The sequence below is a fragment of the Candidatus Poriferisodalis sp. genome (genome assembly GCF_965204125.1).
Lineage (GTDB): Bacteria > Actinomycetota > Acidimicrobiia > Acidimicrobiales > Poriferisodalaceae > Poriferisodalis.
This window is the reverse complement of record NZ_OZ241968.1, coordinates 1,671,365-1,697,576: the sequence shown is the minus strand read 5'-3', so window position 1 is coordinate 1,697,576 and position 26,212 is coordinate 1,671,365. Positions and strand designations below refer to the sequence as shown.

The window sequence follows — 26,212 nt, the reverse complement described above, 5'->3', positions numbered from 1 at the left end:
GGCGCTGTGGCTCAGCCGCCGACGGCGACTGCGGGCTGCTGGCGGCGGGGTCGGCGCATCGCCCGGCGCACGCCTGTGTAGGTGAAGAACGTCACCAGTACCAGCGCCACGCCGAACAGCGCATTCGCGTAGTTCACGCCGCGGTACTGGAACGTCTCGTACAGCGCACCCGAGCTGAGCCCTGCCATCGCACCGGCGCCGAGCATGGCGAAGTCGCCCACGCCCTGCACCGACACCCGCTGATGGATCGGATACAGCTCCACCAGCAGGCTCGACGCCGCCACCACGCCGAAGCACCAGCCCAGCCCGATCAGGAAGTTGCCCATGAACACGCCGAGCACGCCCGCGGGCGGCGTCACCGCCGCCCACCACGCGCCCCAGGTACATAGCCCGCCCGCGACATACAGCATCGGGTACTTGCCGACCGAGTCGGTGAGCCGGCCGATGAGCGGCGACAGCAGGTACATGCCCAAGATGTGGAAGCCCATCATGTGGCCGATGACGTTCTGGGACTGGTCGCCCGCGTTCATGTGCAGCGGGGTGAGCGCCATGACCCCCACCATCGTCACTTGAGAGACGATCATGGCGAACACGGCGAGACGGGCCTGGCTCTGCTGCATGATCAGCGAGACCGCCTCGCGCACTGTGGGCTTGGCCTGGGCTTTCTGGGTGCCGTTGGCAACGCCCTCGGCCGCCAGCTCGTTGGCCATGTGCAGCGGGTCGGGCCGCAGGAAGATCTCCACGATCGCCGCTGCCAGCAGGAACATCACGCCGGCGAACACGTAGGAACCGGTCTTGTCGGGCAGGCCCAGCGAGACGCCCACTTCGCTCGCGTAGCCCGACACCACCGAGCCGGTGTACGAACCGAACGTGGTGGCCCACACGATCATGCTGATCGTGCTGGCGCGCCGGTTCTCCTGCGCCAGGTCTGACGCGGCGTAGCGGGTCGCCAGGTTGGCGGCGTTGCCGGCGCCGGCGCCGAACACGCCCAGGCACAGCAGCGGGTAGCTGAGCAGGATCGCCCCCAGCACGGCCAGCGTGGCGCCCCCCGCGCCCACCAGGTAGCCGAAGCGCAGGCCCGAGCGGCGGCCGTACTTGTTCATGAGCTTCGACATGGGGGCGGCGACCGAGGCCGAGCCGATCGACAGGCTGCTCGCGGCGATCGTTGCCAGCGTGGAACTGCCGGTGATGTCCTCGGCCAGCAGGGCGCTCACGATGTAGGTGGCCACGAGGCCGAAACCGCCGGCGGCCTGGCTGGCGATGAGCACCACGACCGTGCGCCGCTGGACGCGCTCCTGGTCGGCGCGCGTGTACGCGGAGGCGCGCTGCACCGAGAACACAGCGTCGCTCACGGCGATCTCCCCCCAGGCACCGCAACAGCTTGGCGCACCGGGCCGCTGCATGCACGACTGCGCGGAGCGCTGGGCTGGCGGGCTCGGCGGACTGGCCGGATCGGCGGGGCCAGCGAAGCCACCGGCACCCGCTGCAGGTGTTGCGTACAGTCCCGCAGATGCACGTCGGCATCACCCCCATCAACTCGGCCGCCTACCTCGACCCCGGGTACCTGCGGTCGTTCGCCCAGCAGCTCGAGGAACTCGGCTACGAATCGGTCTGGACGTTCGAGCACGTGATCGTGCCGCACGACTACGAGAGCCGGTACCCGTACAACCCCAGCGGCAAGCTGGGCCTCCCAACGGACGCAGGCTTCACCGACCCGTTCATCGCGCTGACCTTCGTCGCCGGGGCCACCGAGCGGTTGCGGCTCGGCACCGGCGTCAACATCGTCACCCAGGCCAACGCCCTGTACTTCGCCAAGCAGGCGTCATCGCTCGACCACCTGTCGGGCGGGCGGCTGGAGCTCGGCATCGGCGTGGGTTGGCTGGAAGAGGAATTCGACGCGCTCGGCGTGCCGTTCGACCGCCGGGGCGCCCGGGCCGACGAGTACATCGACGCCATGACCGCCGCGTGGACCGGCGAGGATGTGGACTTCCAGGGCGAGTTCCTGGACTGGACGGGATTCTCGATGCTGCCGACACCGGCCCAGCGGCCCCGCATGCCGCTGCTCATCGGCGGCACCACGCCGCCGGCCATCCGTCGCCTGGTGGCGCGGGGCGACGGCTGGTACGTGATCCACAAGGATCTCGACGACTTCAAGCGCTTGATCGGCGAAATGCGAGCCGAGTGCGACCGGCAGGGGCGCGACCCGGCCGAGCTGGCGCTGACGGCGTACTGGAACTACCACCGCGAGGGACTTGAAGGGCTCGAGGTGTACCGCGACCACGGTGTGCAGCGGCTGCTGATCAACACTGCGGCGCTGCGCATGGGCCGGCCCGAGGATGCGGTCGTGCAGTTCGCCGATGAGGCCTTGCCGGCCTGCCGGGAGTCGTAGAGAGTCACGTGAGCCCGCTGTGGCATCTGGGCTTGCGGGTCTGATTCTTCGAAGCCTCAGCTACTCGCCGATGGAGATGCTGATGCTGCCGGAGGGGTGCAGCGAGCAATAGGCGCTGATGGCAGCCACCTCGTTGAACGAGTGCTCGGATTGCTCGCCGGGTCCTATCTCGAACGGGCCGATGGTGTGCGCCACCGAGTCACGGTTCACGATGATCAGCACGTCTCGAAGCGTGAGGTCCAGCTCGTCAGGAACGACGTCTACGTCCTGGCCGGCTGCGATGGCGGCGGCCGTTCCCGGCGGTATGTCGATGGTGTAGGTGTCGCCGGGGGGCTGGTCGACGAAGCGCGCCACTATGACGGGGATCGCCGCGATGAGCAGCCCGCCCAGCAGGTACAGCAGCAGGGTGCGCTGGTTCGGCCAGCCCCGGTCACGCCGGTTCGGCCCGCTCGCGCCGCTCGATGCGCCGCTGGGCTCGAGGTCGTCGGGCTCGACACCGTCAGACTCAGCGCTGCCGGACCCAGCCATCGCCCTGCTCAGTCGTCGGACCAGGTACGGGCGTCGGGATCGTCCCGGTCGAAGTAGCTGCGCACGGCCGTGCGGGAGCTGTCGCTCTTGCCCATGTAGCCGACGGCCACGTGGTCGAGGTGGTTGATGGCTCGGCCGAGCGGCATCGCCTGCGCATTGATCGATGCCTTCGACGACGTGACCGGCACCGGCGGCTGGTTCACGACGGCTGCGGCCAGGCGTTCAGCGGCGGGCACGAGCTCATCGTCGCCGGACACGGTCTCGGTGAAGAAGCCCCACGAATCGAGTTCTTCCATGCCGTAGGTGCGCCCGAGGATCAGCATCTCCTTGGCCCGGTGCGGCCCCACCAGGTTCACCAGCGCCGGCACCGAGTGCCAGGTGAGGTTGAAGCCGATGCTGACCTCGTTGAGCGTCAGGCTCATCGACGGGCTGCCGATGCGGAAATCGCACGCAGCGGGCAGCACCCCTCCCCCGCCGATCATGTAGCCGTGGCAGAGGCAGATCGTGATCGCGTTGAGATTCATCAGCGTGTCGTACATGCGGGCGCCCGCCTTGGAGCCGAGCATGGCGTCGAGGCTGGTGCCCCGCCCCTGCTTGAGATCGGCCCCCGAGGACAGGCTGCGGCCCTCGCCACGCACGATCACCACCCGCACGCTCGGGTCGGCGTCGAGCGCCAAGCAGGCAGCGTGAACGTCGGCGATGAGCCGGGAGTTGACGGCGTTGTGAACCTCGGGCCGGTTCAGCACCAGATGACGCACCGGCCCGTCGCCGTCCACCCGCACGGTCTCCAGAACGATCCCCGAATCTTCCGACATCGCTGCCCCCCGTTCGGACTGCTGTTTACGCGGCAGTCTGACACGCGCCTGATGCCAGCGTTCGAGCGTGATCCTTGAGGAACAAGGCGGACTGATCGACGCGGGCCACGAGACCGTCGCCCAGCATCAGCTCGCGTCAAGCAATGGGTCCATCAGGTCGCCGAAGTCGCCGACGATCTCGTCCGGCGACGGTGCTTCGATGGTGATGTCGGCGCCATAGTCGAAATACTCGGTGACATTGGAGGTATTGGACACGACGAGATCGAGAAACTCGTCGAGATCGCTTCCGTCGCCTTCAATGTCAGCTTCGTCAAGATCATCGACAAGACCATCGACGACGTCCTGCATCATCGAACCTAAGTCCATGCTCATGCGCCGGGTCAGCCCGTTATCGTCGATCCACATGTCGACGGCGACCTCGTCGATATGCATGAAGCCGAGGTACGGCGTCAAGGCGTTGCCGTCTTGGGGCTCGTCGAAGTACGGATCCATCGCGGCGCCGTAGTCCAGCGTCAAGCGCACCTGTGTCATCGGAACACCGTCGATGACCTCGCCGCCTATCACCTCCGCGTCTGTTACGTGCTCGATCATCCACAGGTTGTCGTTGGGCGCCCGGCACAATCCGTCATCCGCTGTAATGCCAGGAAGCGGTGAGGCGCAAATGATGCCCGCGGCAGCAGCGAAATCTGAGTCGAGCGTAAGCCAGCCCTCGGGCAGCGCATCGCCAGCGAGGTCTTGCATTTCCTCGGAGAGGATGTACCGCATATAGGCGACGTCGTCGACCAATCGCATCTCGAAGCCGAACCCGGGCACGTCGGTATAACTCGCCCACTCAAGGTTCATCACAATCGACATGTTCTGGTTGTTGTCGCTCTCGAACTGGGCAGATGCGCTGACGAAGCCGCCCATGTCCATGTGCATGTCGCCTCGGGCGGATCGGGTGGCGCTGTTCTCGAATGCCGTTCGAAGCAGCTCCATTGCATCCGTCGGAAGCGCTGCACGGTCGTCGTCAGCCCCACCGGTGCACGCAGTAGCGACGAGAAACAGCGCCACTAGCGCCGCGACCCATCGTGACCTGCGGATGCGATGTGTCGGCATGCCGGGGGTTGCAGCCGATACGACCTCGGCGACGGCCTCATCGACCTCCTGCCGGCTGCGCTCGGGTGCGGCGGCGCTCGGCGACGTGGCAGGGGAGGAACAAGTATCCGTCATGACTTACTTCTATCTAGCTCATGACGGCCTAGGCGCGCCAACCCACCGCGCCGACAGTACTGCCGCTAGCGGCAATGACAGCGTGCCCGCCGCTACCAACGACATCGCCGCTCTCCTGTCAGCCGGCTGCCATTCCTGCCCCCATCATGTCGCCAAAATCGCCGACAATGTCGTCCGCGGGCGGTGCCTCAATGGTGATGTCGGCGCCGTAGTCGTAGTAGTCGATGACGTTGGTGATGTCGAACAGGCTGGCGAAGGCATCCGCGAAATCGTCCGATTCAGTCTCGTCTGCACCGCCCCTGAGCTCTTCCATGGCGGCGCCCAAGTCGAGGCTCAGGCGCCTGATGAGGCCGTCGCCGTCGATCCAGGTGTCGAAGACGAACTCTTCGGGGCCGAAGTCGTCGCCGAAGGGAAGCAGGCCCCCAGCGCCGTCGCCGCCTCCGAGCGTGGCGACGGTTTGCGCCACCAGTGCCGCCGCATCGACGGTGAACCGAACGTGGGAGACAGCCAGCCCGTCGAGGTCGTCCTGACCGACGATCTCGGCGCCGATCACGTGCTCGATCATGAAGGTGTTGTCGTTCGGAAGCTGGCACACGCCACCCGCCGGCGTACCGCCGGGCATGGGCGAGGGGCACACGATTCCCACCTGGGCGGCCGTCTCTGCGTCGAGCGTGAACCACCCTTCGGGCATCGCGTCGCCGACGAGACCCTGCATGCCCTCGGGGACTATGAACTGCACGTACTGATCGCCGCCGACGAATCGGATCTCGATTCCCGGACCCTCCCCGTCGGGTCCGGTCATCTCCGCAAAGTGCATGGTGATCGAGCGGTTCTGGTTGCCGTCAGTCGCGAACTGCACGGCCACGCTCGCCATCTCGGCCATGCTGAGGCGCATCTCGCCGCGCACCGATGGCACGGCGCTGTTCTCGATTGCAGCGATCAGCAAGCCCATCGCATCGGTCGGCAGTTCATTGGCCGCAGCGACCGTTGCCGGCGGCGGCGCTGTGGTGGGAGCCGCGCTGGTCGGAGCGGCCGCGGTGGTTGCCGGCGCAGGTGTCGCCTGCGTGGCGGCATCTCCCCCACCTCCGTCGCTACCGCATGCGGCGGCAACCAGCGCCGCGGCCGCGACAGCCGTCGCGAGCCTCGCCTTGCGAGCCTTCACGTTCATCATCTCCTCGCCGGAGCGGCGGCGCCATCTGCTGGGCACCGCGGACACGAACCGGCCTTCGGCCAGTATCTCAGTAGGTCATGTCCGCAGACGGTCACCTATTTCGGCGCGTGCTAGTCGGCGGTGCCTCGTTCGACGATCCACTCGGTGGACTGGCCGGTGATCTCGGCAATGAGCTCAAAGTCGGCGTCGTAGTGCAGTACGACAAGGCCTCGGCTTTCGGCAACTGCTGCGACGAGAGTGTCGACCAGCGAGACTGCCCGGTGGAGCCCCCGGTGCACGAGGCGTTGCTGGATGTCAAGGGCGCGCCCGAAGTCTCCTTCGGTGGTCTGCGCTCGCTCGAAGGCATCGAGCCGGGTCGCGGCCGCGTCGTAGTCGGCGGCGGTGCGGGCGCTGAAGCCCAGTTCGTAGATGACTGGGGCGCAGAGTGCGATCTGGCCGGCTGCTATGCGGGCGGCGGCTGACGCGACGACATGGGGCCGGTCGAATCGAGCGAGCGCGCTCGTGTCGGCGAGATGCGTGGCGCGCGCCACTAGCTGTCTGCGCCCCACGCGGTGTCCGCGGCTGCGAAGTCGAAACGCTCAGGGTCGGCGAGCAGCCCGACGAGTTCGAGGCGGCGGCGGGCGTTGACGATCTCGCGCAGCGAGGCGTCGATCGTGTCTCGCAGGGAGGATGTGCCGAGAATCTCCGCGGCTTGTGCCACGATGTCTCGATCGATCTCGACAGATGTCTTTGCCACACAGTCAAGATATCAACCGGAATGCCGACAGGAGTACCGGCAACACCGTGACGAGTAGGAGCCCGCCGCTTCCTAGCGTCTCGTTTGGGCTACAGCGGGTGGGGGCCAGGGTCCATGCCGAGGCGGGTGCGGCCGTAGGCCTCGCCGACCGTGTCGAGATCGGCGACCTGGTGCTGAGAGGCCATCGTCACGTCCCGGAAGGCCTGCTGCAGGCGGCTGCCGTCGAAGACGGCCCGCCCGCCGGCAGCCGTGGTGACCCGATCGAGTGCCCGCCGGCACAGCTCGATGGCGTAGCTGCCCTGGTACTTGGCGTGGGCTCGTAGCGCCTTGGAGTCGTCGCCCTCGGCGGCCCGGCGCAGCAGGCCGACCGTGTCGTCGATGAGCATCTCCGCGGAGCGCACCTCGGTGTTGGCCTCGGCGAGGCGCATGTGCAGCCCCGGCCGGCGCGATTTGGCCGTGCCCATGTAGCGATCGTCCTGAACCCCGAAGCGGTCGGCGGCGTCGTCCAGCCCGGCCCGGGCGAGCCCGAGGGCGGTCGCCGCGACATGCACCGACAGTCCTGGCAGGACCGGCGTGTGGTACAGCGAGGTGCGGTGGCGGGCTGACCACGGCGAGCGGGCGCCGAGCAGCTCGCCCGAGTCGAGCATGCGGTGGGTGGGCACGAAGGCCTGCTCGGCGGTGACATCGCACGAGCCGGTGCCGCGCAGGCCGATCGCGTACCAGTTGTCGTCGACGGTGATGTCGGCGCGCGGCATCACCACGTGGATCAGGCGGGGTCGATCGCCCGGCTCGAGCACCTGCGAGCCCAGCAGGAACCAGTCGCCCCACACGGCGCCGCTCGTGAACGGCCAGCGCCCGTCGACCAGCCATCCGCCGTCGCACTCGGTGGCCGAGCCCACCGGGGCCAGCGAACCCGGCACGATCGCGTCGAGGTCGGCTCCGTACACCTCGTCCTGGAGATCTTCGCTCATGGAGCCGATCATCCAGCTGTGCCCGACCAGCACCATCAGCACCCAGGCTGCAGCGCCGTCGTACAGGGCGGCCTCTCGCACATTGGCCACCATTTCGGCGAAGGTGAGCTCGTCACCGCCGACCCGTTCGGGCACCAGCAGCCGCAGCGCCCCCGAATCGCGTAGGGCCGACAGGGAGTGCTCGGAGAGGTGGCGGTGCTCCTCGTTCCAAGCGGCGTGCTCGGCCAGCACTGCGCCAGCGCGCTCGTCGATGCGCAGGCTGCTGCCGCTTCGATCGCTGTTCGACTCGCTCACAGCACCACCCCCTCGGCACGCAACTCGGCGATCGCTTCGGCCGACCGGCCCAGCTCCGACAGGATTGCATCGGTGTCGGTGCCCCGCTCGACGGCGTGGCGCAGCTCGGGCATTCCGCCTGCGAACAGTGCGGCGGGGCGGTGCTGGCGGATCAGGCCGACGATGGGGTGGTCGACTTCCCGCACCACGCCGGAGTGCTGTACCTGCGGGTCGGCGGCGATCTCGTCGGGGCGCAGGGCCGGCGCCACCGGCACGTCGGCTGCGATGAGCCGCTCGACCACGTCGTCGCGGGCCGCATCGGCTACCACCTCGCCGAGCGTGTCGATCATGTCGCCGAAGTGCGCTGCCCGTGGTCCGGCTTCGGCGAAGCGGGGATCGGTGAGCAGATCGGGCCGGCCGAACGCATCGGCGACACCCTTCCAGTGGGCGTCGGTGAGCGGCATGACGGCCACGTAGCCGTCCCGGCACGCCAGCAGCCGGTAGTCGGCCAGCAGGTTCGGGCGGTGGTCGGCGTCGTCGGCCAGCACGGTGTGGTCCATCATCGCGTCGGGCCACATGAAGCTGACCGCCGAGTCGAGCAGCGAGAGCTCAACGTGCTCGCCTCGGCCGGTGCGCTCCCGGGCAAACAGCGCTGCGCACACGGCCTGGGTCCACGTCAGCGAAGTGACCTTGTCGGGGATGAAGCTCTTGACGAACTGCGGCTCGCCGTCGCCGCCCTGCACCGCCGCGATGCCCGACCAGCCCTGGATGACGGCGTCGTAAGCGGGCCGCTTCGAATAGGGCCCGTCACGGCCGAAGCCGCTGATCGACACGTAGATGACGTTGGGATTGCGCTTGCGCACGTCGGCTTCGCCGATGCCGAGCCGTTCGGCCACACCGGGGCGGTACGCCTGCACGAATACGTCAGCCGTAGCCAGCAGGTCGGCCATGAGTTCACGACCCTGGGGCGAGGCGATGTCCATGGCGAGCGAGCGCTTGCCGGCGTTGATGTTGGCGAACCAGCCCGACATGCCGCCCCGACTCGACCCGAACATACGCAGCGGGTCGCCGACCACCAGGTCCTCCACCTTGATGACGTCGGCACCCTGCGACGCCAGCAGGTGCGCGCCGCCGGGCGCGGCGATGAAGGTGGCGATCTCCACAACACGGATGCCCGCCAAGGGTCCCTGCGGCGCTCCCGACTCGAACGATGTCACCGCTTACGCCCCGAACGGCACTGCCGGGCAGTCATCGCCACCGAGTGCTCCGGTGAGGTGCCGGCCGAGCGAGCTGTCTGCGGGCAGAGACACGTCCATTCAGCAGGGCTTGCCGCCGCGCATCTTGAGCGGCGACCACGCTAGGAACCGGGTGCTGCGGGCACCGAAGGCACCCAAGCCGCCGTGAGCGAGGACGCCCACCGAGTTCAGACCCCCGAACGAGATCACCCCGATGCTGTTGAACCCGCCGATCGAGATGATCCCGATGGAGTTCGCTCCTCCGATGGCCACGATGCCGATGGCGTTCCATCCGCCGAACGCGACGATCCCGATGCCGTTGTTGGTGCCCACGGCGATGGCCGCGCTCTCGCTTATCGGAACATCGTCGAGCAGGCCCCATTGCGTCAAACCGAACATCAGCGCAAGGCCGCCGCCCAGCAGCACCACCCACAGGAATGTCAACCCCCGCATCTTGTCGAGTTCATGCCCGTCCATCTCACCGGCCATCGCTAGCCCCCTCGTCAATGCCCCGCGCCAGCGTCGAACCTAACCCACCGCCTCAACCCGTCGCCCAGTCGTACGATCGGCAGCGTGGACGACGACGCAGACGGAACAGGAGTGAGCTGGATCCAGCTGCTTGGCGCGCTCGTGGTCTTGGTCGCCGTCATTCTCCTTGCTTCGATGTGGCTGTTCGGTGGCGGGACCGACGACGACGATGCTGAGATCGACAGCGTCGAGACCGCTGCATTGGCCACAACAGCTCCGGCTCCCGCCACGACCTCCTCGGCTGCTCTCGCTCCCGCCGCAACCACCACGGCCGATGGGATTTCGAGCGACACGCCGACCGGCACCACTGCGCCGCCTCCGACAACCGCGGACCAGCCTGCGGACGACTCGGACGGCGCGGCCGATGACTCTGCAGCAGCAGACCGAGCAGGCGACGGCACGGCAGCCGCTCCCGTCGAGTGGTTCGAGTGGGTCTCGACCAGCGGCCTGCACACCTGCGCGGTCCGCGGCGACTACTCGCTCACCTGCTGGGGCCGCAACACTCATGGCCAAGCCGAACCGCCCGCTGGCGAGTTTGTGGACATCTCGGTCGGCGGCAATCACTCGTGTGCCATCCGCTACGACTTCGCTCTCGCCTGCTGGGGTCGCAACATTGACCGGGAGTCCGAGCCGCCGTCCGGCGACTTCACGAGGGTGTCCGCCGGCGATGGCTTCACGTGTGGTCAGCAGATCGACGGCACGTTGAGGTGCTGGGGCAACAACCGGTTCGGGCAGGCTGAGCCTCCCCCGGGCAAATTCACCCACGTGTCAGCCGGCTCGTATCACGCGTGCGGTGTGCGCTCTGACGACACGCTCGCGTGCTGGGGCTTGAACAACTCGGGACGGGCTGAACCGCCTGCAGGCAGGTTCTTGGATGTCTCCGCGGGCAACGTCCACAGCTGCGGGGTGCGCAGCGACGCCAAGCTGATCTGCTGGGGCTACAACGGTCCAGGCCGCACCGATGCGCCCAGCGGCAGCTTCTCCGCGGTATCGGCAGGAGCGCTGACATCTTGTGCACTGCGGGTCACCGGCACCATCGCTTGCTGGGGATCGGACCAGGCTGGCGAGGCCGACCCGCCGGCGGGATCCTTCCGGTCGGTGTCAGCGGGCAACTTGCAGACCTGTGGCGTCACAACTGAAGACGTACTCACCTGCTGGGGTCACGACCTAGACGACGTGATCGACGCACCAGCCGGCACCTTCAACCAGGTTTCCGCGGGCAGCGGTCACTCATGCGGAATCCGCTCGAATGAAAAAGTCGTGTGCTGGGGCGCGGACTTGTGGGGTCGTGCGTCGGCGGCGGCAGGCGTCTACTGGCATGTGTCCGCCGGCGCCCTGTACTCGTGTGGGGCGCGGACCGACGGCGCTCTCAGGTGCTGGGGCTACAGCAACTACGGCGCCAGCAAGCCGCCTGGTGGTGTCTTCGACACAGTGTCCGCCGGTCTAGAACACGCTTGTGGGCTTCGCTCAGATGCAACCTTGACCTGCTGGGGTGACGATCGCTACGGCCAGCTCGACTCGCCGTCAGGCACATTCGTCGAGGTGTCCGCAGGGGGTCATTTCTCGTGCGCTACGGGGCTTGACAGGACCGTCCAGTGCTGGGGTGACAATGGCTTTGGGCAGACTCGGGTGCCGGACAAGGAATTCCTCGGCGTCGCAGCGGGATGGGCCACCGCCTGTGCCATCGGGCTCGACGGTGAGCTGACGTGCTGGGGTCGCAACGATTCGGGCCAGGCGGAACCGCCAGCGGGCAGCTATCTGGAAGTGTCGCTGAGCCAGGACTATGGCTGCGGGGTGCGGACCAACGGTTCTGTGCGGTGCTGGGGCGATGTGACCGAGACCGACATGATCGTTCCCGAGGGTCCGTTCGCCGCGGTCTCCGTCGGCTGGGAGCACGCGTGCGGCTTGCGGCGCGATGGCACGGCGGCGTGCTGGCTGACCCGGGCCGTGCCGACGCCGCCCGAGGTGCGCCGGGACTGAGCGTCGTTTGCGCTGGTGGGCCAAGCTGACGGAGTGAACATCCTCGTCATCGGAGGGACGGGGCCGACTGGGCCCCACATTGTGAATGGTCTGGTCGATCGCGGTCACACCGTGACGATCCTGCACACCGGGCGCCACGAGGTCGACACCATTCCCGACCATCTCGAGCACATCCACACCGATCCCTTCGACGAGGATGCGTTCCGCTCGTCGATCGAGGGCCGCAACTTCGATGTGGTGTTTGCGATGTACGGCCGGTTGCGGTCGATCGTCAAAGTGCTCGTCGGCCGGACGCCCCGTCTCATCTCCATCGGCGGCGTGCCGGTGTACAGCGGGTACGCCGAGCCTGCTGTCGAGTTTCCCGAAGGGATGGCGGTGCCGACGAACGAGGACGATCTGCTGGTCGGCGATGAGCGCTCGGGACCCAAGCCGCTCAAGATGGCCGAGTCGGAGGAGCTGACGTTCTCGCTGCACCCCGACGCCACGCACTTCCGGTACCCGTACATCTACGGCCCCAACCAAGTGTTGCCGCGGGAGTGGACGCTGGTCAAGCGTGCGCTCGACGGTCGGCGGCGGGTCATCGTGCCCGACGGCGGGCTCACCGTCGCTACGTCGGCGTTCGTCGAGAACGCCACCTCGGCGGTGCTGCTGGCGGTGGATCACATCGACGGCTCGGCAGGCGAGATCTACAACGTGGGCGACGACCGGCAGTTCACGTACGCGCAGATCGCGCAGATCATCGGCGACGAGCTCGGCAACCCGTTCGAGCTTGTGTCGGTGCCGGGTGAGCTGGCCGCGACCGGCGGGCCGTTCCTGCTCAACCACTCATCGGCGCACTCGATCCTCAGTACCGAGAAGATCCGCCAGCAGCTCGGCTATCGGGACAAGATGGACCCTGAGGACGGGTTGCGGCGGACCGTGCGATGGCAGGCCGAGAACCTTCCCAGCGATGCCGGCGTGGCGGCCCGGCTGCAGGATCCGTTCGACTACGCCGCCGAGGACGCGCTGATCGCTGCGACCGAGCGCTATGCGGAGGCGGTCGGGCGCATCGAGTGGGAGCACATGCCGGGTTGGACCTTCGGCTACTACGGGCCCCGCGAGAACCCCGGGGGTCGGCGCGGCAGCTTCCGGGCGTGAGAGGGGCTGGCCGGGGCGCGAGACTGCTCGCTGCGATGAGACCGGGCTGGCGGGGGGAACTGTGACGGCGACGATTGCTGAGCTGGCGGCGGGCTACCGGGATGGATCCCGGTCGCCGGTGGAGGCCACCGAGGAATGCCTGACGGCGATTGCGTCGCTGGACGGGCGTGTGGGGGCTTGGCAAGCGGTGTACGCGGATGAGGCCCGGGCGTCGGCCGAGGCTGCCGAGGTGGCGCTGACGCTGGCGGCGGGCGAGCCGGTGGGGCCGTTCTGGGGTGTGCCGTTCGCGCTGAAGGACATCGTGGACGTGGAGGGCCGGGTGACCACGGCGGGATCGGCCGAGTGGGCCGACCGGGTGTCTCCGGCGACGGGCACGGTTGCTCGCCGGCTGCTGGAGGCCGGCGGCGTGCTGCTGGGCAAGACCAAGACCGTCGAGTTCGCCATGGGCGGCTGGGGCACTAACCAGCACATGGGTACGCCGTGGAATCCGTGGGACCGGGATGTCTTGCGTACGCCGGGCGGCTCGTCGTCTGGGTCGGGCGCGGCAGTGGCTGCGGGCATGGCGCCATGTGCGGTCGGCACCGACACGGGCGGGTCGGTGCGGCTGCCGGCGGCGCTGTGCGGGATCGTGGGGCTGAAGACCACCGAGGGTTTGCTGCCCATCGACGGCATCGTTCCCCTGTCGCACACGCTGGACACGCCGGGGCCGCTGGCTCGAACGGTGCTGGACGCGGCGCTGATGTTCGACGCCATGCTGGGCACACCTGCCGCCGAGGTTGAACGTGACTGGCTGGCCGGGGGAGGTCGTTACGGGGCGCTGCAGGCAGCGCTCGACGTCGGTTTGGGCGGCCGGCGCATCGGCTGCCTGAGCGATGCCGAGCGAGTGGGTGTGGACGCTGCTCAGCTCGCCGCCTATGACGCGGCGCTCAAGGTGCTGGTCGGGCTGGGTGCCGAGGTGGTGCCCTTCGACCCGCCGACGTCGTTCGAGGAGATGAAGAACACCCGCTTCGTGATCGTGACGGCCGAGTCGTACCACTACTACGGCGAGATGATGGAGGATCCGGCCTCGAAGGTCGACGAGCGGGTGCGGGCCAGGGTGCTGCCGGGCGCCGGCATCTCGGCCAGCGAGTACATCGCGGCGATGGTGCAGCGGCGCATCGACCTTGCCGAATTTGCCGAGGCGTTAGAGGGCTTCGATGCGATGGTGACGCCCACCACGCCGATGCTGCCGTTGCCGGTGGATGAGGCTGACGAGACGAACACCCCGGCGCTGTTCACTCGGGCCGGCAACTTCCTGGCACTGTGCTCGACGACCGTGCCGACGGGCGTGTCGCCGGCGGGACCGGGGGGCGGCTTGCCGACGTCGATCCAGTTCATGTGCCGGGGCGGCGACGAGACCCTGTCCCTGTCGCTGGCAGCGGCGTACGAGGCAGCTCGCGGCCCGATGCCCACCCCGCCACTATGGGCCGGCGGTTAGGCGACGCCGTTGCTTCAGGCCAGTTGCGAGCGTGGTAGGCATTCCGCCGCGGCGCACAGCGCCGAGGCGAATCCACCATCGGGAGCGACAGCTATGGGCAAGGCAACGGTGATCGGCAGTTTTACGTGTCAAGACGGCAAGGCTGACGAGATGGAGGCGGTGCTGGCTTCGATGGTCGAGGCCGCCAAGGGTGAGCCGGGCGTGGAGATCTACTCGTACCACCGGGGCGAGGGAAACCAGTTCTGGTTCTTCGCTCTCATGAGCGACGCTGAGTCGATGCAGCACCACGGCCAGACCCCTGCCATGCAGGAGGCGATGGCGGCGTTCGGTCCGCTGATGGGGTCTCCGCCGCAGATGCAGATGACGACGCCGATTGCGGCCATCGGACTCGATCTCTAGCCGCGTCGAACGAGCGCCGCGGACGGCGCGCTAGCTCCGCAGACAGTCGCTCAACTGCAAACAGCGACGGTTCGGGTGACGAGGTCGTCGAGGGAGAGCTCGCCGACGCCTGCGAGGGAGACCTGCACACGGCCGTTCCATGCGTCGGGCCAGTGTGCCGGGATCGGGCGGCCGGTCAGGCCCCACAGGGCGCCCACGGTTGCGCCGTTGCAGTCGGTGTCACACCCCGCGGCGACAGTGTCGCCTATGGCGGCCGAGAAGTCGTGCTCGCCGGAGAGGAGGCCCCATGTGACCAATGCCAAATTGTTCACCGTGTGCACCGGCGACATGCCGTCGTAGGCCTCGTGGATCGGGTCCGGGCCGTCGTTGGCCGTTGCGCAGCGGATGCCGAGCGCCATGGCTTCGACGCACGCCGAGTCGGCCGGCAGCAGCTCCAGGGAGGTTTCGATCGCAGCCAGCACGGACGGGCTCGACGGGATGGCTGCGCCGATCGCGGCGACGGCTTGGGCGCCGTAGACGCCCTCGCCACGGTGGGACAGGCGGGCGTCGCGGGCGGCGAGCTCCGCGGCGAGCGCGGGATCGCCGGGTGCCACCCAGCCGTACATGTCGGCACGGATCTGTGCCCCGATCCAGTCGTTGAACTCGTTGTCGCTGCATTCGTCGAGGTCGAATCCGGCGGGCTGCCCGAAGGCGAACGGCGTCGAGGCCTTGGCCATCAGCACGGCGTAGGCGGCGCGCTCGGCGGTGAAGGTGAGACCGCCGGGCAGCAGGCGGAACCAGGCCCGGGCCACGTCCTCGGTGGTGAAGCCGGTGCCGTGTTCTTCGATCAGCATCAGCGACAGCACCGTGTAGTTGATGTCGTCGTCGGGCACGGCCACGACCAGGCGGTCCTTGCAGGCGTCGGCGTTGCGCTCGACGGCCGACGGCGCTCCCGCGAGAAGCGGCACGTAGTCCCGCAGTGGCAGGGCGCCGGCCTGGGCGAGGTAGTCCTGCAGTACCGCGGGGCCTTGGCGCATCGACAGCAGTTCCACGGGCTTGCCGAGCATGCAGCCGCTGATGCGGCCGATCCAAGCACTGCGGATCCGCTGTTCGAGTTTCGGACTTGTCACAGCTCGGTCTCCCTCACCACGGCGACGACGGCACGGCATGACAGCACGGCACGCCAGCAAGGTAGGACTCGATCACAGCGCAGCCTCTCGACCCGTCAGCGACCCGACAACTTACGGCTCGCGCGCAGCGCGGCGTCGTGCGTATTCGACCATCCCGCCGCTGGGCCTGACAGAGCGGACCCGGCGGGCAGCCGTAGGGTGGGCAGGGTGCGGGTGCGACTGAAGGGGTCGCTGGTGCTGGTCGGCATCATGGCTGTGGCTTGCGGCACCTCGACGGACGCCGGTGACCCCGCGGCCGACGGAGGAGACGCTCCCGCAGCGCTGTCCACTGCCGATGCAACTGCTTCCGAGCCCGTCGTTCCCGCAGCCATCGAGCCGGTCACTGATCGTTTGGCCGCTGACCGCGGTGCTCCGACGGCTGAGTGGGTCGCGGGGGTGAACGCGGCGGGATGGGAATTCCACCGGCACCTCGAGGGCAACGCAGTGTCCAGCCCGATGAGCATCGGCGTCGCCTTCAGCCTGAGCCGGGCCGGCGCGTCAGCCGACTCCGCAGCAGTGCTCGATGACATCTTCGAGTTCCCCGAGGAGGGCAGCCACAGCGCTGCCAATGCGGTCGATCTCATGCTGGCCGAAGCTTCGGTTGCGCCGAACACTGTGGAAGTAGCCAACCGCCTCTTCCCCGATGACGAATTCTCGCCGCTGGCCGAGTTCCTCGAGACGGCCGCCTTGCACTACGGCGCGACGATGCAACCGGTCGACACGGCCGACGGCGACTCGGCGGCCGCTGTCATCAACGAGTGGGTGTCAGGGCGCACCCGCGGCCTCATCCCCGCCATCGTCAACCAAGCCACAGTCCAAGATCAGGAATTGATCCTGGTGAACACCGTCTACCTCAAGGCCGACTGGCTGGAGCCCTTCCTGGCAGACCTCACCCGCGACGGCGAGTTCACCACCAACTCTGGCCAGACGGTGACCGTGCCGTTCATGCGCGATCACGAAGCGGTGGATCGCCGCTACGTCCTGATGGACGACGCCGATGCCGTGGAACTTCCCTATGTCAGAAGCGAATTGGCCATGTGGCTCATCGTCCCCCACGCTCCCGACGGCCTCGCTGCCGTTGAAGCATCGCTCGACGCCGCAGCTCTGACCGAGCTGTCCAGCATTGCGCTTTCGGGCACAGTCAAGATCACCATGCCGAAGTGGGAGCAGACGCTGCCGCCAGCCGATCTCTTCAAATGGCTCTGCCCGCAAGGGTTCTGTGCCGGCGCATCGTTCGACGGCATCGCGCCCGGCATCTTCATCACCTCTGCGCTGCACAGCGCCAAGGTGATCGTCGATGAGAAGGGCACCGAAGCGGCCGCAGCAACAGCCATGGCGTTCGCCGAGTCCATGCCCCCGCCGCCAGATCTGACGGTGGTCGCCGACCGGCCCTTCCTGTGGGCGATCATCCACCGCGAGACACAAGCAGTGCTCTTCATCGGGCGCCTCGTTCATCCGGCAGCGTGACTCTCCGGCCCTGACGTGACGTGACGGAGCGGACCCGGCGGGCAGCCGTAGGGTGGGCGGCGTGCTGGCGGTGCTCATCCTGTTGCTCATATCGGTGCCGCTGCTGGAACTGTTCGTGATCGTGCAGGTGGCGGGCGGGCTCGGCGCCGGCCAGACCATCCTGCTGCTGGTCGTGGTGTCCGTCGTGGGTGCCTGGATGGTGCGGCGCTCCGGGCTCGGCGTGCTGAACCAGATCCGCACCCGCTTGGCACAGGGCGAGATTCCCGGCAAGGAACTCGTGAACGGGATGTTGATCCTGCTGGCCGGCGCGTTCATGCTCACACCCGGCTTCCTGACCGATGCTGCCGGTCTGATCATGCTCTTTCCGCCGACCCGCAAGGTCGTACTCTCGATACTCGTGCGTCGCTATGCCAAGCGAGTCGATATCGCTGGCTGGCCTGGCGCACAGGGCAGTCCTGGCGGTCCTCGTCGCTTCGGCTCCCCCCTCGACGCCGAGAGCTACACGAAGGACACCGATGACCGGTCCAACTGATTTTCCAGAGCCGCATGGCATGGAGCGCGCGCCTTCTGAAGGTCTCATCGCGCTGAAGGATCGACTGCCGCTGGGCGTCGCGTTGCTCGCGCTCATCGTGGCGATCGCGGCACTGGTGGTCGCCCTCGGAGACTCCGACGACGACAGCGTTGCTGCCGTCGATGACCAGCCTGAGGCCACCGCCGCCACGTCGGCACCCGTGGCAACCGCACCGGCGCCGATTCCCACCACCACCATCGGCACGGTCCAGACGCTGCCGCCCGCGCCCACGACAACGGCCGGGCAGCAGGTCGTGACGGCCACGACGGCGGCTGAAACCGGCGAAGAGGCTGAGCAGCGCCTGGTGCTGTCGGTCGTGGGCATCGGCTACGACAGCACGCTCAATGTGCGCGAAGAGCCGGGCGGTCAGATCGTGGCCAAGCTCGACTCGACGGGCACCGGCATCGTTCCCACCGGCACGAGGCAAGAGGTGTCCGGCGTGCTGTGGCACGAAGTGCACGCAGCCGGTGTGATCGGCTGGGTCAGCGGCGACTACGTGACTCCGCTGGGCGCCACCGTCGACACCACGACCGAGATCGTGGCGCGCCTCGGCCAAGCGCCCAGCGCGGCGAATCTGGCGGCGCTGGGACGCACCGTCGCAGGGGCCGTGGCATCGGAGGAACCCGAATCGCGAGTGAGGATCTCGGGCGAGCCGACCGTCGGCGAACTCAGCGAGGTCACGATGGACATCGTCGGTCAGCCCGACGATTCCATCCGCGGCTTCCGGCTGCGCGTGTTCGCCACCCGCAACAGCGACGGGACGTTCACGATGCGCAACGTCGAGGGCACCCTGATGTGCTACATCGATCGCGGCGTCAGCGCGCAGGGTCTCTGCAACTGAGTTCCGATCCGGAGTGCTGCTGTTCGGGGGCCCGGTTCGTTCCGGCTGATTGGGCAACCATGATTCGGGCAAACGGATAAGGCCGTGATCCGCGCCGGCGTGCCCGGATGGGCCGGCGTTGTCGCCATCGGAGCGGTGGCGGTGGTGCTCGGCGTCACCGTCTATCCCGATATCGACCATCCCCTCGTCGGCACGCCCTATGGCGTGGCGCTGGGAGCGTGCACGGCGGTGGCGGTGCTGAGCTGGATGGCGTCGATCCTGACCCGGGACGCCTCCTGGGTGGACCGGCTGTGGTCGATTGTGCCGGCGCTGTACTGCGGGATCGTTCTCGCCGACGTGGGATTCGGATCGGCCCGGGTCGCGGTGATGACGGCGCTGGCGAGCGCGTGGGGTGCACGGCTCACCTTCAACCTCATCCGCCGGGGCGGGTGGCGAGCCGACAGCGAGGATTACCGATGGACCTATCTCCGAGAGCAGATCAGCCAGCGGCGAGTTCTCGGCCGACAGATCGGCGAGGTGGGCTTCCAGACATTCAACGTGCTCTTCGTGTCGTTCGGCCAGATGGCGCTCATCTGGCTGTTCACGTCGCCGGTGCACCAGGCGTGGCAGCACGCCGACGTGCCGCTGGGCTGGCTGGACTACGTCGCGATCGTGGCGTTCGTGGTGCTGCTGGTGCTCGAAACCATCGCCGATCAGCAGGTGTGGCGGTTCCAGCAGAACAAGGCCCGGCTCGTGGCCGAGGGCGCCGAGGTGGAGCGGCCGTTCCTCACCGAGGGGCTGTTCCGCTACTGCCGCCATCCCAACTGCACCTGCGAGCAGGCCATGTGGATCGTGTTCTACCTGTTCGCGATCTCGGCGTCGGGCCGGCTGTGGCACTGGACCGGGCTGGGCTGGGTGATCCTGCTGCTGCTGTTCGCGGTCTCGACGAGGCTCACTGAGCAGATCTCGGGCGAGAGGTACCCCGCGTACAGCCGCTACCAGGCTGCGGTGCCGATGTTCGTGCCGAACCCGCTCAACCCGAGGCGGCGACGAGCGCAGCCGGTGTACCTGTAGTTCAGCTAGGCGGGATCGGGCATCTCGGCGGTGCCGTAGCCCTCGTCCACCACACCTTCGGTGAAGAAGGCCTCCCACCACAGGCCGTTGGGATCGGTGACCCACGACTTGTGCTGGAGCTGGTAGCCGCACACCAAGTCGTCCTGGTCGGACCGGGGCAGGGCGGCCGCATCGATGTGGGAACGCAGGTCGGTGAGCTCGTCGTGCGTTTCCACCTGGATGCCGTAGTGGGCCGAGCCGGCCGGCCCGTCGCCGTGGGTGTCGAGCGAGAAGTTGACCCGGGGATCGTCGAGCATCCACTTGGCGTAGTCGGCGCGCCGCATCGTGGGTTCGCAGCCGAATAGCCGGGTGTAGAACTCGATCGACTCGTCGAGGTCGTCGACCTGCAAACCGATGTGCATGCGCCGCATGGCTCGAACGATAGGGCGCGGCATGGCTCGCACGAAAGGACATTGACGGACGTATCTCTGGCCTGAATGGTGCTGGCCGGCATCCGGCGATGTGGCGGGTACTGCGATGGCCCTCGCGTGCAGTTCTTGCGGCAGACTCTTCGGCGCTGCCGACGCGCTGCCCGTCGCGTCGCCAGCAGGAGCAGCACCCACGATGCCGTATGCGACCGTCAACACCCATGAAGCGACAGCGATCGAGCTCTACTACGAGACCCACGGCGACCCGGCCGACCCGGCGCTGCTGCTGGTGAACGGGTACTCGTCGCAGATCCTGGGTTGGTACCCCGGCTTCCGGGAGCAGCTCGCCGAGCGGGGGCGATTCGTTGTGAGCTTCGACAACCGTGACGTCGGCCTGTCGACGCACCTGGACGGTGTCGACGTGGACCTCGGTGCGGTGAGCAAGGCTGCCGTGAAGGCTGCGGCCGCCGGTGAGCGCATGCCGCCGGTGCCGTACACACTGTCCGACTTCGCCGATGATGCTGTCGGACTGCTCGACCATCTGGGCATCGGGACGGCGCACATCGCCGGGGTGTCGATGGGCGGGATGATCGTGCAGCAGACGGCGATCGATCACCCCGACCGGGTGCTGTCGATGACGTCGATTATGTCGACGACCCGTGAGCCGGGCTACTTCGAGGCCACGCCCGAGGCCATGGCGGCGCTGACAACACCGCCGCCGCCCGACCGCGAGGGGTACATCGCGGCCAGCGTCGCTTCTCGCAAGATCAGCTCTAGCCCCCGCCACTTCGACCCCGACCAGGCGGCCGAGATGGTGGCTGCCTCGTACGACCGCATGTACTACCCCGAGGGCCTCCCCCGACAGATGGCGGCGGTGCGGTGCTCGCCGCTCGGGGTCGAGGCGCTGCGCCGGCTGGGCGTGCCGACGCTGGTGATCCACGGCCGTGACGACCCGCTGATCATGCCGAACGGCGGTGAGCGCACGGCCGCACTCGTGCCGGGTGCCAACCTGCTGATGGTGGGCGACATGGGCCACGACCTGCCGAAACCGCTGTGGCCGATCCTGATCGATGCGATCATCAGCCACACTGCCCACGCGGAGACTGCCCACGCGGAGACATCATGAAACTCTTGGCCTTTGCCGCCTCCAACAGCAGCCAGTCGATCAACCGTCAGCTTGTCGACTACGCCATCGGGCTGCTTGCCGACGGCGAGATCGAGGGCGTGCCGGCCGGTGCGCTGGAGATCAGCACGCTCGACCTGAACGACTTCGAGATGCCGATCTACAGCATCGATCGGCAGGAGGCGGGTGGCATCCCGCAGGCGGCGCACGACTTCTACAACACGCTCGGGGCGGCAGATGCGCTGCTGATCTCGTTCGCCGAGCACAACGGCTCGTACACGGTTGCGTTCAAGAACGTGTTCGACTGGGCGTCACGGATCGACATGCGCGTCTACCACGACAAGCCGATCGTGATGCTGTCGACGTCGCCGGGGGGCGGCGGGGGCGGGTTCGTGCTGCGGACCGCCGGCCATCTCGCCGGCTACTTCGGCAACGAGGTGCTGGCCAGTCTGGCCATCCCTCGGTTCGGCCAGAACTTCGACTCTGAAGGCGGAACGCTGACCGATCCCGACCTCGATGCCCAGCTACGGGAGACCCTGGCCACGCTGTCTGGGCTGTTGCCCTAATACGCCCGTGACTGATACCACTGTGCTCATCGCGGGTGCGGGGCCGGCGGGGCTGTCGATGGCGATCCTGCTCGGGCGCCTCGGGCTCGACTCGATCGTTGTGGAGCGTCGCAGCGGCATCAACCCTCATCCCCGCGCCCGGTCGGTCAACGTGCGAACGGCCGAGCTGATGCGCCAGTGGGATGTGCTCGATGAGATCGAGGCCGCCAGCCTTCCGCTGCCGTGGACAGAGCAGTTCGTGTACTGCGAGACGCTGGCGGGCACCGAGATCGGCCGCGTGATCACGGGGGTGCAGCCGGTCGTGGACGGCGTGGAGCTGTCGCCGGCGCCGTGGCTGCTGACGTCGCAGGACCGGATCGAGGAAATCCTGCTGCGCCGGCTGGCGGGCATGGACGGGGTGCAGATCTGCTGGGACACCGAGCTGGTCGAGGTGACCCAGGGCGACGAGCAGGTGACAGCCGAAGTGCGCGGACCATCGGGCACGCGGCACCTGACGGCGCGCTGGCTGGTCGGTGCCGACGGCGCGGCGTCGAGCGTGCGGCGAAGCCTCGACATCGAGATGGACGGCATCGCCAGCTTCGGCACCATGATCAACTGCCAGTTCTACGCCGACCTGGGGCCGTGGACCGACCATCGCCCCGCTGCGCTGTACTGGACGACAAGCCCGGCCCGCAATGTGTTTCAGAAGATCGACACCGACAATCGTTGGCTGTGCCAGCTCAACTACGACCCGTCGATGCACCGGGCGGAGGACTTCAACACTGAGGTGGCGGCGGAGTGGATCCGGCGTTCGATCGGGCCGGATCTTCCCGAGGACTTCGACCTGCGGGTCACCGATGTCATCCCCTGGGCCATGTCCTCGACGGTGGCTGAGCGGTTCCGGGACGGGCGGGTGTTCCTGATCGGTGATGCGGCGCACCAGCTGCCTCCGACAGGTGGCTTCGGCATGAACACGGCGGTGCAAGACGCCCACAACCTGGCGTGGAAGTTCGCGGCGGTGGCCGGCGGCCAGGCCGGCGAGGGGTTGCTCGACACCTACGAGAGCGAGCGGGCGCCGGTCGCCCAGTACAACGCTGACCGGTCTCGTGAGAATTCCCGGAGCGTGGGGCGGATCCGGCGGTTGGTCGAATCTGGCACGGCCACTGTCGAGCAGAAGCGGGAGGCCCTGCGAGCTTCCACGCAGTACGGCAACTGGCTCGGGATGGACTTGGGGCTGCGGTACGACGAGGGGTGCCTGATTCCTGACGGCACTGAGCCCCCGCAGGTGGATGACCCGGTATCCGAGTATGTGCCGACGGCGCGGCCGGGACACCGCGCTCCCCATGTGCCGATCGATCTCGACGGGGCCACGTCAACGCTGGATCTGTACGACACGCAGTTCGTGCTGCTGTGCGGTGCCGATTTTGACATCGCCGTCGCCGCTGACGGGGCAGAAGCCGGGGCGAAGGCAAGCCTCGGCAGCGCCGGCGCAGATCCGGCGCCGCGCGTGCTGCGCTTGTGTGCCGATCTCGATGATCCAGGCGGCGCGATTGCCGCCGCCTACGGCATCGGCCAGATGGGTGCCGTGCTGGTGCGGCCCGACGGCCATGTCGCGTGGCGGGATCCGCAGGCGACGGCGACTGCCGCTATGACCGCGCTCGGCAGCCTGCTCAGGCGCTGACGGCTAGCCACGAGCCGGGCTCGATTGCGGCTCCGCGTCGCGAGGAGCCGGTTTCGGGGATTGCGCCGTTGGTCTAGGGCTCCCACAGGAGCGTGTCGGCCATGAACTGGCTCCAGGCGAACCAGAACGACTGGTGGCCTTCGATCGGTTCACCGGCGGCGTCGACCGCACGCACCCCGCCGCCGTCGAGCTGCAGCGTGACGCCGCCGAGCTCCACCGTCCTGCCGGCCTCGAGCGCGGCCACGGCCGCGTCGACGGGGAATGCGACTGGCGTGCCGTCGTCGAGCACCACGCCGAAGACCTGGTCCTGCACGCTGAGACGCTCGTCGACATCGCCGACCGGGAAGATCGGCCCGTTGTCGTCACGGCCGCCCAGCGGATTGAACCGGTAGCTGCGCCCGATCCCCCCGTCGGGGGCGATGATCGTCGTGTCGGGATGGGCCGCCTTCCACTCGCCCCAGGTTGTGGTGACCACGGTGGTCTGGGGCAGCACGACACCCTGGCGGCGCAGCGGGCCCGAGATGGCTCTGCCCGTGAACGTGTTGAACACCGACTTGGTGACGAGGTCGTACATGACCTTGTTCGACCGAGACAGCAGGCCCGAGGTGCGCAGCACCGGCGTGGCCACGCCGTCGGGCACTTCCTCGGTCAGGTACGCCTGGGCCGACCCGCACAGCGTGCAATACGGCATGCCGATGCGGCGACCGCCGAGCGTGTCGTTGATCATCTCGTGGATTTCCATGATGTGGCGGGGGTACGCCCGGGCCTCCCCGCCGAGCACGACGGCGAACACGATGCCGTCGTCGGGGTACCAGGAACCGCCCTCGGCGTCGGTGACGCCGGGGTTGTCGAGGGCGGGGATGCAGCCTCGGGGACACAGTCGGGGGTCGCCGAGCTCGCGGTTGTCGATGAGCACGCCGCCCCAGCTGACGATGCGCCAGTCGATGTCTGAGTCGGCGTCGTCGAAGAACGGCTGCCAGCCGGGCTCGACCAGCGTGAACAGCCGCTCCTTGTATTCGGCGTAGCCGTCGAAGACGGGCAGGTCCCATGCGAGCAGGTGGTCGGTGACCGACTGCCATGGGCTGCGCAGGGCGACGGGGTCGTCGGCCAGCCTGACGCCGGTGAGCGACTGGAAGGCCGAGATGGCCCCGTCGGTGAGTTCGCCCGGGGGGACGAACCTGAGCAAGTCGGAGAGGATCCACCCGAGTCGAGAGTCGCCCGTCTGGCCGAGCCGGGCAATGGCGTCGCCGCTGATGCCGCCTCGCTGCAAGCCGGACCAGATCATGTTGAGGTCGTTGAGCGCGGCGCGTTGCAGCGGGCCTGTCTGCACTTCGGGTGCGGGAGGGAACGTGTAGCCGAGGAAGTTGCGCAGCTGGCCGGTTTCGCGTGGGTCCAGAACCACGTCGCTCCCGCTCTCACCCTCGCTGGCGACCCCTGCCGACGTGTCAGCAGTGGTCCCCGAGGCATCAGCAGTCACATCGGCAGACGTTGCCGACGTGGCTTGTTGGTCAGAGTCCTCGCCCGACGCTTCTGCTGACGTATCCGATGTGGGTCCGGTTCCCGGCGGCGGCGTGCTCGTGTCGGAAGTGGCACAAGCCGCTGCCAGCAGGGTGGTTGCAAACAACGCCGTGATGGATCGGGCGAGGATGCGGAACCGCACGCGGCCACCCTATGACGCGGCAGGGTTCACTCTGCCCTCGCCACCTATCCGTTGAGCAGCGTTCGAAGCTGCTTGTGCCTCATCGGTACGCTCGGTCGCGAGCAGTTGCGGGCGGCGGTTGGCGTGGTCGGCAGTGCCAGTTTCAGCGGCCGATGAGCGCCGGGAGGTTGCCCGATGTTCCGATTGACATCGCTGGACCACATTGTGCTGCGGGTCGTCGACGTCGAGCGGAGCATGGACTTCTATACGACGGTGCTGGGCTGCAGCGTCGAGCACATCAACGACGAGATCGGTCTGTACCAGTTGCGGGCCGGCGATTGCATCATCGATCTCGTCGACGTGGCTGGCGTGCTCGGGCAGGAGGGTGGCCCGCCGCCAGGCCCGACTGCGCACAACGTCGACCATTTCTGCGTTCGGATCGAGCCGTTCGACGAAGCCGATCTGCGCCGGCATTTCGCGGCCCACGGCGTCGAAGCCGGCCGCCTCTACAACAACTGGGGCGCCGACGGGCGCGGCCCGTCGATGTACGTCAAGGATCCCGACGGCAACACCGTCGAGCTCAAGGGCCCCCCGACTCAGCCGTACGACCCGGCTATCGGTTACATCGCAGCCCCGTAGGGGCAGTCAAGCAGGGACGGAGTGTCCCGCCCCAAGAGTTACTGTTTTCCTGTGTCGGCGTCCTTTCGTTTCTGGACGACCCTGCTCATGCTGGTCGGTGCCATCGTGCCGATCGCCGTAGCCGCGACAATGATCGGTGATCGCCCCGCATTGGCGCTGGCCATGTTCTTGACCGGCGCAGCAGTGCTCGTCATGGCTCGGTTCGCTTTCCGATGGATGCTCGAGGCGTCAGATTGACGACCCCGAG

General features: G+C 67.9%; 27 protein-coding genes. 14 read left to right on the top strand and 13 right to left on the bottom strand.

What is annotated here, in order from left to right:
• Positions 1 to 11: 11 nt before the first annotated feature.
• Positions 12 to 1,352 (bottom strand): MFS transporter, encoded by a 1,341-nt coding sequence (locus ACOGXD_RS08135; protein WP_419917336.1) that lies wholly within the window; start codon positions 1,350 to 1,352, stop codon positions 12 to 14.
• 158 nt (positions 1,353 to 1,510) lie between these two features.
• Between ACOGXD_RS08135 and ACOGXD_RS08130 the strand changes: the two genes are divergently transcribed.
• Entirely contained in the window at positions 1,511 to 2,389 is an 879-nt protein-coding gene (locus ACOGXD_RS08130) for an LLM class F420-dependent oxidoreductase (protein WP_419917335.1), read from the top strand.
• A gap of 60 nt (positions 2,390 to 2,449) precedes the next feature.
• On the opposite strand, the gene ACOGXD_RS08125 is transcribed toward ACOGXD_RS08130, so the two are convergent.
• From ACOGXD_RS08125 to ACOGXD_RS08085, 9 genes are all read right to left on the bottom strand, one after another.
• Positions 2,450 to 2,917 (bottom strand): cupredoxin domain-containing protein, encoded by a 468-nt coding sequence (locus ACOGXD_RS08125; protein ID WP_419917334.1) that lies wholly within the window; start codon positions 2,915 to 2,917, stop codon positions 2,450 to 2,452.
• Positions 2,918 to 2,925: 8 nt separating this feature from the next.
• Positions 2,926 to 3,732 carry an enoyl-CoA hydratase/isomerase family protein gene (locus tag ACOGXD_RS08120; RefSeq protein ID WP_419917333.1) on the bottom strand — a complete coding sequence of 269 codons (807 nt, stop codon included), beginning with the start codon at positions 3,730 to 3,732 and terminating at the stop codon, positions 2,926 to 2,928.
• A gap of 126 nt (positions 3,733 to 3,858) precedes the next feature.
• A complete protein-coding gene (locus ACOGXD_RS08115) occupies positions 3,859 to 4,944 on the bottom strand; it encodes a hypothetical protein (protein WP_419917332.1) in 1,086 nt (361 codons plus the stop codon).
• Positions 4,945 to 5,062: 118 nt separating this feature from the next.
• A complete protein-coding gene (locus ACOGXD_RS08110) occupies positions 5,063 to 6,160 on the bottom strand; it encodes a hypothetical protein (RefSeq protein ID WP_419917331.1) in 1,098 nt (365 codons plus the stop codon).
• A gap of 65 nt (positions 6,161 to 6,225) precedes the next feature.
• Positions 6,226 to 6,645, bottom strand: a complete 420-nt coding sequence (locus tag ACOGXD_RS08105) for a PIN domain-containing protein (RefSeq protein WP_419917330.1) — start codon at positions 6,643 to 6,645, stop codon at positions 6,226 to 6,228.
• Positions 6,645 to 6,851: a DUF2191 domain-containing protein gene (locus ACOGXD_RS08100; RefSeq protein ID WP_419917329.1), complete on the bottom strand. Its 207-nt coding sequence runs from the start codon at positions 6,849 to 6,851 to the stop codon at positions 6,645 to 6,647. The genes ACOGXD_RS08105 and ACOGXD_RS08100 overlap by 1 nt, the downstream gene beginning before the upstream one ends.
• A gap of 89 nt (positions 6,852 to 6,940) precedes the next feature.
• The gene (locus ACOGXD_RS08095; protein ID WP_419917328.1) at positions 6,941 to 8,116 is read right to left on the bottom strand and encodes an acyl-CoA dehydrogenase family protein; all 1,176 of its coding nucleotides are present in this window, start codon (positions 8,114 to 8,116) and stop codon (positions 6,941 to 6,943) included.
• Positions 8,113 to 9,312 carry a CaiB/BaiF CoA transferase family protein gene (locus ACOGXD_RS08090; RefSeq protein WP_419917327.1) on the bottom strand — a complete coding sequence of 400 codons (1,200 nt, stop codon included), beginning with the start codon at positions 9,310 to 9,312 and terminating at the stop codon, positions 8,113 to 8,115. Before ACOGXD_RS08090 ends, ACOGXD_RS08095 begins: the two co-directional genes overlap by 4 nt.
• A 99-nt stretch (positions 9,313 to 9,411) precedes the next feature.
• Positions 9,412 to 9,819 (bottom strand): hypothetical protein, encoded by a 408-nt coding sequence (locus ACOGXD_RS08085; protein ID WP_419917326.1) that lies wholly within the window; start codon positions 9,817 to 9,819, stop codon positions 9,412 to 9,414.
• 84 nt (positions 9,820 to 9,903) lie between these two features.
• Here ACOGXD_RS08085 and ACOGXD_RS08080 point away from each other — a divergent pair, with 84 nt between their 5' ends.
• The 4 genes from ACOGXD_RS08080 (at position 9,904) to ACOGXD_RS08065 (ending at position 14,851) form a co-directional block, all read left to right on the top strand.
• Positions 9,904 to 11,838, top strand: a complete 1,935-nt coding sequence (locus ACOGXD_RS08080; RefSeq protein WP_419917325.1) for a hypothetical protein — start codon at positions 9,904 to 9,906, stop codon at positions 11,836 to 11,838.
• Between the two features lie 15 nt (positions 11,839 to 11,853).
• Positions 11,854 to 12,975 carry an epimerase gene (locus tag ACOGXD_RS08075; RefSeq protein WP_419917324.1) on the top strand — a complete coding sequence of 374 codons (1,122 nt, stop codon included), beginning with the start codon at positions 11,854 to 11,856 and terminating at the stop codon, positions 12,973 to 12,975.
• A gap of 61 nt (positions 12,976 to 13,036) precedes the next feature.
• A complete protein-coding gene (locus tag ACOGXD_RS08070; RefSeq protein WP_419917323.1) occupies positions 13,037 to 14,452 on the top strand; it encodes an amidase in 1,416 nt (471 codons plus the stop codon).
• 93 nt (positions 14,453 to 14,545) lie between these two features.
• Positions 14,546 to 14,851: a putative quinol monooxygenase gene (locus ACOGXD_RS08065; protein WP_323672276.1), complete on the top strand. Its 306-nt coding sequence runs from the start codon at positions 14,546 to 14,548 to the stop codon at positions 14,849 to 14,851.
• Between the two features lie 50 nt (positions 14,852 to 14,901).
• Here the strand turns inward: ACOGXD_RS08065 and ACOGXD_RS08060 are convergent, their stop codons facing one another.
• The gene (locus tag ACOGXD_RS08060; protein WP_419917322.1) at positions 14,902 to 15,960 is read right to left on the bottom strand and encodes an ADP-ribosylglycohydrolase family protein; all 1,059 of its coding nucleotides are present in this window, start codon (positions 15,958 to 15,960) and stop codon (positions 14,902 to 14,904) included.
• Between the two features lie 207 nt (positions 15,961 to 16,167).
• On the opposite strand from ACOGXD_RS08060, the gene ACOGXD_RS08055 reads away from it, so the two are divergent.
• From ACOGXD_RS08055 to ACOGXD_RS08040, 4 genes are all read left to right on the top strand, one after another.
• A complete protein-coding gene (locus ACOGXD_RS08055) occupies positions 16,168 to 17,466 on the top strand; it encodes a serpin family protein (protein ID WP_419917321.1) in 1,299 nt (432 codons plus the stop codon).
• A 61-nt stretch (positions 17,467 to 17,527) separates the two neighbouring features.
• Complete coding sequence (locus ACOGXD_RS08050; RefSeq protein WP_419917320.1) at positions 17,528 to 17,998, top strand: FxsA family protein; 471 nt, start codon at positions 17,528 to 17,530, stop codon at positions 17,996 to 17,998.
• A gap of 19 nt (positions 17,999 to 18,017) precedes the next feature.
• On the top strand, positions 18,018 to 18,878 hold the full coding sequence (locus tag ACOGXD_RS08045; RefSeq protein ID WP_419917319.1) for a hypothetical protein: 861 nt from the start codon (positions 18,018 to 18,020) through the stop codon (positions 18,876 to 18,878).
• Positions 18,879 to 18,962: 84 nt separating this feature from the next.
• On the top strand, positions 18,963 to 19,931 hold the full coding sequence (locus ACOGXD_RS08040) for a DUF1295 domain-containing protein (protein ID WP_419917318.1): 969 nt from the start codon (positions 18,963 to 18,965) through the stop codon (positions 19,929 to 19,931).
• A gap of 5 nt (positions 19,932 to 19,936) precedes the next feature.
• Here the strand turns inward: ACOGXD_RS08040 and ACOGXD_RS08035 are convergent, their stop codons facing one another.
• Entirely contained in the window at positions 19,937 to 20,341 is a 405-nt protein-coding gene (locus ACOGXD_RS08035; protein ID WP_419917317.1) for a VOC family protein, read from the bottom strand.
• A 193-nt stretch (positions 20,342 to 20,534) separates the two neighbouring features.
• Here ACOGXD_RS08035 and ACOGXD_RS08030 point away from each other — a divergent pair, with 193 nt between their 5' ends.
• Genes ACOGXD_RS08030 through ACOGXD_RS08020 form a run of 3 tightly spaced genes read left to right on the top strand, consistent with a single transcriptional unit; the run spans position 20,535 to position 23,687 of the window.
• A complete protein-coding gene (locus tag ACOGXD_RS08030; protein WP_419917316.1) occupies positions 20,535 to 21,464 on the top strand; it encodes an alpha/beta fold hydrolase in 930 nt (309 codons plus the stop codon).
• On the top strand, positions 21,461 to 22,027 hold the full coding sequence (locus ACOGXD_RS08025) for an NADPH-dependent FMN reductase (protein WP_419917315.1): 567 nt from the start codon (positions 21,461 to 21,463) through the stop codon (positions 22,025 to 22,027). Before ACOGXD_RS08030 ends, ACOGXD_RS08025 begins: the two co-directional genes overlap by 4 nt.
• Positions 22,028 to 22,034: 7 nt before the next feature.
• A complete protein-coding gene (locus tag ACOGXD_RS08020) occupies positions 22,035 to 23,687 on the top strand; it encodes an FAD-dependent monooxygenase (RefSeq protein WP_419917314.1) in 1,653 nt (550 codons plus the stop codon).
• 73 nt (positions 23,688 to 23,760) lie between these two features.
• On the opposite strand, the gene ACOGXD_RS08015 is transcribed toward ACOGXD_RS08020, so the two are convergent.
• Positions 23,761 to 25,347 carry a DUF3179 domain-containing (seleno)protein gene (locus ACOGXD_RS08015; RefSeq protein ID WP_419917313.1) on the bottom strand — a complete coding sequence of 529 codons (1,587 nt, stop codon included), beginning with the start codon at positions 25,345 to 25,347 and terminating at the stop codon, positions 23,761 to 23,763.
• Positions 25,348 to 25,521: 174 nt separating this feature from the next.
• Between ACOGXD_RS08015 and ACOGXD_RS08010 the strand changes: the two genes are divergently transcribed.
• On the top strand, positions 25,522 to 25,965 hold the full coding sequence (locus ACOGXD_RS08010; protein WP_419917312.1) for a VOC family protein: 444 nt from the start codon (positions 25,522 to 25,524) through the stop codon (positions 25,963 to 25,965).
• Between the two features lie 51 nt (positions 25,966 to 26,016).
• A complete protein-coding gene (locus tag ACOGXD_RS08005; protein ID WP_419854619.1) occupies positions 26,017 to 26,202 on the top strand; it encodes a hypothetical protein in 186 nt (61 codons plus the stop codon).
• Positions 26,203 to 26,212 lie beyond the last annotated feature (10 nt).

What these genes read in the sequence shown, in the direction of transcription:
- ACOGXD_RS08125 (WP_419917334.1), bottom strand. Translation starts at nt 2,917, where the DNA reads ATGGCTGGGTCCGGCAGCGCTGAGTCTGACGGTGTCGAGCCCGACGAC.
- ACOGXD_RS08130 (WP_419917335.1), top strand. Translation starts at nt 1,511, where the DNA reads ATGCACGTCGGCATCACCCCCATCAACTCGGCCGCCTACCTCGACCCC.
- ACOGXD_RS08030 (WP_419917316.1), top strand. Translation starts at nt 20,535, where the DNA reads ATGCCGTATGCGACCGTCAACACCCATGAAGCGACAGCGATCGAGCTC.
- ACOGXD_RS08045 (WP_419917319.1), top strand. Translation starts at nt 18,018, where the DNA reads ATGGAGCGCGCGCCTTCTGAAGGTCTCATCGCGCTGAAGGATCGACTG.
- ACOGXD_RS08025 (WP_419917315.1), top strand. Translation starts at nt 21,461, where the DNA reads ATGAAACTCTTGGCCTTTGCCGCCTCCAACAGCAGCCAGTCGATCAAC.
- ACOGXD_RS08115 (WP_419917332.1), bottom strand. Translation starts at nt 4,944, where the DNA reads ATGACGGATACTTGTTCCTCCCCTGCCACGTCGCCGAGCGCCGCCGCA.
- ACOGXD_RS08065 (WP_323672276.1), top strand. Translation starts at nt 14,546, where the DNA reads ATGGGCAAGGCAACGGTGATCGGCAGTTTTACGTGTCAAGACGGCAAG.
- ACOGXD_RS08010 (WP_419917312.1), top strand. Translation starts at nt 25,522, where the DNA reads ATGTTCCGATTGACATCGCTGGACCACATTGTGCTGCGGGTCGTCGAC.
- ACOGXD_RS08035 (WP_419917317.1), bottom strand. Translation starts at nt 20,341, where the DNA reads ATGCGGCGCATGCACATCGGTTTGCAGGTCGACGACCTCGACGAGTCG.
- ACOGXD_RS08085 (WP_419917326.1), bottom strand. Translation starts at nt 9,819, where the DNA reads ATGGCCGGTGAGATGGACGGGCATGAACTCGACAAGATGCGGGGGTTG.
- ACOGXD_RS08120 (WP_419917333.1), bottom strand. Translation starts at nt 3,732, where the DNA reads ATGTCGGAAGATTCGGGGATCGTTCTGGAGACCGTGCGGGTGGACGGC.